A 5,536-nucleotide genomic window follows, 5' to 3' on the forward strand; every position below is an offset into this window, starting at 1 on the left:
TATTATTTCAAGTGAAGAAATTATAAATATACAAAAGCGTGCAAGGGAAGTGTTAGTAGGAAATGATGTGCAAGATTATCTTCTTGAAATTATTGAAGCAACTCGAAAGCATGAGTTAATTGAAATCGGTGTAAGCCCGCGAGGCACATTGGCATTTATGCGGGCAATCCAAGCACGGGCGATATTAAATGAAAGAGATTACTGTACGCCAGATGATATAAAGGTGCTTGCTGCATCCGTTTGTGCTCATCGTTTAACGTTAACGATTGAAGGCGAGATGAAAACGACTAAAGAACAAATCATTAAAGAAATTCTTCATACAATTAGTGTACCAGTGGAGAATGTACGATGAAGCAACAACTTGTGTATACACCTTTAGCGGAGCCTTTCATAATAGGAGTTATGTCAGTTGTAGCCGTTATTTTATGTATATTTTCAAGTAATCTACTAATTTTATCTATCGTATTTTTGTATTTAATTTTAATAGGAACTACGCATGTATACATACGTAAAGTATCTCGCGTTAACTGGGAATACGATCAAGGGAATTCGAATGTTTTTATCGGTGAAACGAACACGTGCAAAATAATAATTTCAAATAAATCGATATTCCCTATTTTTCATGTTGTATTTCGATTTAAATGTGAAAATAAGCTAACTTGGGATCATGAGGAACTAAACAAAAATCATAGTACAGGTTCAAATTATTATATGAATTTTAATATAAAAGGTGGAGAGACAGTTTCATTTGATATGCAAGCTATAGCATTAAAAAGAGGTATTGCGAAATGGGAAGAAGTTGAAATTGTTATTACGGATCCTTTTGGATTTATAACGAACCATATAACATATAGTCAAGTTGATACGCCGTCCTATTTAGTTTTACCTGCTGTTCCGAAAATACAAGTACCTGAATTACAAGAATGGTCACGTGGATTTCGAAAAGCAATGTCTTCCCCTCTATATGATGAGACGAAAGTAATGGGCGTAAAATCTTATGAAAATGAAGATTTTCGTTCCATCCATTGGAGTGCAACAGCGAAAACAGGGACGATAACTGCGAAAAAGTATGAACGAACACAATCAGATAAATATGCGGTTTATCTGAATTTACAAAATAAAAGTGGCGTTTCTTTGCGAAATGATATTGAAGAGCTTATTGAATTAACAGCAGGTATATGCAAACAACTACTCATGCAAGGTTGTTCATTTGAATTATGGATTAATAGCGTAAAAGGTAACGGCTTGCTGCATATAAAGAACGGCGATAATCGGAAACATTTGCAAAATGTATTAAAGGTACTTGCCTCCATATCGAATCAGGATACTCCGGTATCTTCTTCTTATTTTTACACAGCTGGTTTTCGTCGTAAGGAATTGGATGCGGTTCCTTTAATTCTTGGTACTTCACCAAGGAAATACAGTAGAACGAATAAATGGATTGTAATTAAAGAATAAGAAGGGGCTTATATCATGTTGAATAAAAAGCGCCATATGAAAGTGAAGTTTTGGAGTGTAAGAGCTTTAATCATACTTTTCTTTGCGATTAGTGCAATATCGTTATCACAAGGTGTTGTGCATGTACAAGACTTAGTAAAAGAGCATTTTTTTAGTGAAAAGAAATCTGAAAAAATTTATAAGGAAACAATAAATAATGAAGATTATGGCACTGGCAGACCTTTGGAAAATACAAAAGTAGGAGAAAATAGGGATAGGACGCCAACGGGTAAAAAATTTAAAGGTTTCGAACGGGAAAATTCATGGGGAGACGTATTTTCTGTGCTCTCAAATACATGGATTACTATAGCCTTTTATGTGATTATCGCAGTTGTAATTATATATTTCCTCTACAAATCTATTAGGAAAAAGTTGACGAAAACAGAACTAGAGCAGGAGAAACAATCGGTAACAAAAGAGAATTCGGTAAGAACCGTAAAAAATGAAAAAGTCATTCATCAGTCAGAGCAACCGATACCTACAGATACGATAAGGAAAATATTAGTTGAATGGGAAAGAACTTTACCATTTCACGAGCAGCGAAGGTCCTATGAAACGATGCAACAGTGGTTGAAAAGAATTTGTAGAACGAGAGACATTATTTCGATATATGAGTCTGTTCGATATGGTGAAAAGACTTTTACGGAATTAGATGTGGAAAAAACAATGAAGTGGATAGAGGGGGATGGGAAATTGGATTAAGTTAAAATAATTGAAAGAAAGAGATTTAGGAATTACAAGGTGTAATGTTTCATGTATTATCCATCTTAATTCAATATTCATAGTATGAAAGGTGGAAGACAAAAATATCTGCAGGGGTGAGGTGAATAAAGAATGTTTCGCAATTGTTTTTACAATGAAACGCAAATGCGTCCTTTAGGGGGGCAGGGGCCTGCACAAAGTACTATTCAAGCTGTTCATCATGCTATACAAGCGCAGCAACAAGCATTTCAAGCACAGCAAATGCAGGGAAGCCATAATCCATCACAATCGTGTTATTCATTACAGCCTTATTACCCATCACAATCATGTTACTCATTACAGCCTTATTACCCATCACAATCGTGTTATTCATTACAGCCTTATTACCCATTACAATCGTATTATCCAATGTAGGTTAAAAAGGATGGTACGAATTTTTAATCGATTTCGTATGAAACTGTATATGCTTGATAGCGAATGAAAGTAAAACGGAAATATCCTTTTTGTTGGAATTCATTCAAAAATAATTTAAAGAAAGCATTTTTTTATTAAGTTTCAGGTTAACAAAAGAGGATTTGCTACGAATAGCAGGTCCTCTTTTTAAATGACAAAGAGTTCCTGTTGATGCATGTAGCTGACTACACAATCGGACTAATGAATCACTCGCTACTCGTTGACTAATCCAGACACATATAGTAGCTAAATCATACCCTGAAAATTTACGTTTTCGTTTTACAAAACCTAGCTCTCTAGCGAGATTTTCCAAAAATGAAGGGGTAAGATATTCATATAATTCTTCAGCAAATAATTGTAATTCGTCAGAAATTGATAGATACATACAAAAACGCCATCCTTTCCTATGATTCTACAGAAAGAATAGCGTATTTTTTGGTTCTGGTGCAAAGGTAGTGGAAAAGAAAATATAACATATATATTTCTAGCATAATGGTAGGATAATCCTGGTTCCTCATCATTTCTACTAAATCACGAAAAATTAAGTTGTACCGTACCAACGTACAGTTAACAAAATAATATCTTGCTGATAATGCTTCCATTTGAACAAATTTTCCTTTTCCATACCGATCACACATCTTTTGTAGAGTAATAGTATCAGCATATCCCAGTTTAAGAGGTTACTTACAAAATATTTAGAATTTTTTTGCGAGAATCCTCCGAAATGTAATACGGACTTTAAATATTTTCATTTATAATTCTCTATTTGTCTATACTTTTCATATCGCTGTTGTATAAGCTCTTCCGAGGATAATAGTATCAATTTTTTTAGAGATGATTCGATTACAGATTCAATCATTTTTGCCTGTGATTTTATATCATTTTGTGCTCCACCTTTAATTTCAGGAATGATTTCATCAATAATTCCTAAATGTTTTAAATCTTTTGCTGAAATTTTCATATGTTCAGCAGCTTCTGGAGCATACTTAGCGTCCTTCCATAGGATAGATGCTGCTCCTTCTGGCGAAATTACCGAGTACCATGAATACTCTAACATATGGATATGGTTACCGACACTAATGCCAAGAGCTCCACCACTTGATGCCTCTCCAATTACAATACAAACAATTGGCACTTTAAGTGTAGCCATTTCAAATAGATTTCGAGCTATCGCTTCAGAAATTCCACGTTCTTCAGACCCTTTCCCTGGATAGGCGCCTATTGTATCAATAAATGTAATAATAGGGCGATTAAATTTATCAGCTTGTTTCATAAGTCTTAGCGCTTTTCTATAACCTTCTGGATGTGCCATTCCAAAATTTCTTTCTATACTTTCCTTTGTATTTCTACCTCTTTGATGACCAATAACCGTAACGGGCATCCCTTTAAATTTTGCAATACCACCTATCATTGCTTTATCATCACCATATAATCGATCACCATGAAGTTCGAGAAAGTTTGTAAACAATAAAGGTATATAGTCCAATGTCGTGGGCCGGTTACGTAGCCTTGCAATTTGAACTCGTTGAAAAGATGTAATATTAGAATAAATTTTATCTTGCATTTTATTTAAACGTTTTTCTAATACATGAATTTCTGACGATAAATCTACATTATTTTCTTTCATAATTTTCTTTAATTCATCAAATTTCTCTTTTAATTCAATAATAGGACGTTCAAAATCCAAGCTCATTTTATCCTCCAAATGTTATGATTTACCTCACTCTAATCAAAAGGCTTAGAAATAGAATCAATAAATAATTCAAAACCATCCACAACAATTTTTTGTTCTGATTCTGATAAATTATTGAGAATACTTTGATAAAATGTAATGGATTGCTCTCTTAAGCAATTAACAGTTATGTGACCTTTTTCTGTGAGGTGCAGAAAAAGTTCTCTTCTATTTTTTTCATTTACTTCACGATAAATAAGCCCCTTTTTTACTAACTTATCTACCAATCTACTTACAGTTGAAGTCTCTAATCTAAGTTTATTGGATAGTTGCCAAACAGTTAATTTTTCCACCTCTAGTTCTTCTAACGCCATCATTTGAGAAGTTGGTAAAGGTTTTTCAAATGGTCCATTGGGCAAATTTTGAGATTCAAAAACCCCAGTTATTATAATCATTTTCTTAATATCTGTTCTTAGTTTTAAGGCATCTTCTCTTTTCAAAAAGGTCACCCTCCTACAACTATTGTATCATACATCAATTGTATTATACATGAATATGATTTTTTCACAAGCTTAACGTAAGCCAATATTACAACATGGACGAGATATTTCTTCTTGTTAAAATGGTATAAGTGGATTGTTTTCTACAAATGGCAGAACATCAATTATGTATCAGGGGCCTTTATGGGGTACCGCTCATCGAAATCAAGCTAAGAAAATAAAACTACCCCAAAAACGAAATTTTGTGATAACTTGTAACAAAAAACTCATAATTTTTGGGGGGAATTCTAAATTCTTAAGTTGATGGGCATGTGGCGGTACCCCAATAGGAAAAGGGAAAAGAATTAAGTTTACTCGTTCTTAAGAGTTTTCCCTTTGAAATTTACTTTTTGTTCGTTGTTCTATATACGTCTGAAATTGGTAAGTCCACGCCATGTAAATCTTGAGTAATGCCTTTCTTTTTAACATTGGTGTTGTCTGGATTATGTGCCTCTTGAGATGTTTCTTCCATCTGTTCTTGAGCTTTACTAGGAGTATTTAGAGCATCTGATGATACGTGGTTAAGTTGTTGACTTAATAGATTTTTTTCATCCATGTTATGTAGCTCCTTTGTGAATTTAGATATAAAAACAATGTAATTATAAATAGTTACTTAGATATTTTGTATCTTTGAATGGAATCATATGCAGAAATTATATTGAGAAATTAACTA

Annotated in this window: 7 protein-coding genes and 2 pseudogenes; 4 read left to right on the forward strand and 5 right to left on the reverse strand. The window is 33.4% G+C overall.

Annotated features, from left to right (window positions below; genetic code table 11):
- The 4 genes from KI356_RS08450 to KI356_RS28160 all read left to right on the forward strand — a co-directional run.
- A partial coding sequence (locus KI356_RS08450; protein WP_369009426.1) for an AAA family ATPase occupies positions 1 to 352 on the forward strand: 352 nt, incomplete at its 5' end.
- Complete coding sequence (locus tag KI356_RS08455) at positions 349 to 1,458, forward strand: DUF58 domain-containing protein (protein ID WP_212935245.1); 1,110 nt, start codon at positions 349 to 351, stop codon at positions 1,456 to 1,458. The genes KI356_RS08450 and KI356_RS08455, both read left to right, overlap by 4 nt.
- A gap of 15 nt (positions 1,459 to 1,473) precedes the next feature.
- Positions 1,474 to 2,199: a signal peptidase II gene (locus KI356_RS08460; RefSeq protein WP_212935246.1), complete on the forward strand. Its 726-nt coding sequence runs from the start codon at positions 1,474 to 1,476 to the stop codon at positions 2,197 to 2,199.
- A 132-nt stretch (positions 2,200 to 2,331) separates the two neighbouring features.
- Positions 2,332 to 2,613, forward strand: a complete 282-nt coding sequence (locus KI356_RS28160; RefSeq protein ID WP_238486185.1) for a hypothetical protein — start codon at positions 2,332 to 2,334, stop codon at positions 2,611 to 2,613.
- A 196-nt stretch (positions 2,614 to 2,809) separates the two neighbouring features.
- On the opposite strand, the pseudogene KI356_RS08470 reads toward KI356_RS28160, so the two are convergent.
- From KI356_RS08470 to KI356_RS08490, 5 genes and pseudogenes are all read right to left on the reverse strand, one after another.
- A pseudogene (locus KI356_RS08470) lies at positions 2,810 to 3,037 on the reverse strand (IS4 family transposase); the annotation flags it as partial.
- A gap of 121 nt (positions 3,038 to 3,158) precedes the next feature.
- Positions 3,159 to 3,277: pseudogene (locus KI356_RS08475) on the reverse strand (IS6 family transposase); the annotation flags it as partial.
- Positions 3,278 to 3,400: 123 nt separating this feature from the next.
- On the reverse strand, positions 3,401 to 4,345 hold the full coding sequence (locus tag KI356_RS08480; RefSeq protein ID WP_064470405.1) for an acetyl-CoA carboxylase carboxyltransferase subunit alpha: 945 nt from the start codon (positions 4,343 to 4,345) through the stop codon (positions 3,401 to 3,403).
- 32 nt (positions 4,346 to 4,377) lie between these two features.
- Positions 4,378 to 4,824, reverse strand: coding sequence for a MarR family winged helix-turn-helix transcriptional regulator (locus KI356_RS08485; protein WP_000817662.1), 447 nt, complete (start codon positions 4,822 to 4,824; stop codon positions 4,378 to 4,380).
- 382 nt (positions 4,825 to 5,206) lie between these two features.
- Positions 5,207 to 5,419, reverse strand: coding sequence for a hypothetical protein (locus KI356_RS08490; protein ID WP_212935248.1), 213 nt, complete (start codon positions 5,417 to 5,419; stop codon positions 5,207 to 5,209).
- Positions 5,420 to 5,536: the final 117 nt, after the last annotated feature.

Source organism: Bacillus hominis (genome assembly GCF_018332515.1).
In the GTDB taxonomy this organism is placed as follows: domain Bacteria; phylum Bacillota; class Bacilli; order Bacillales; family Bacillaceae_G; genus Bacillus_A; species Bacillus_A hominis.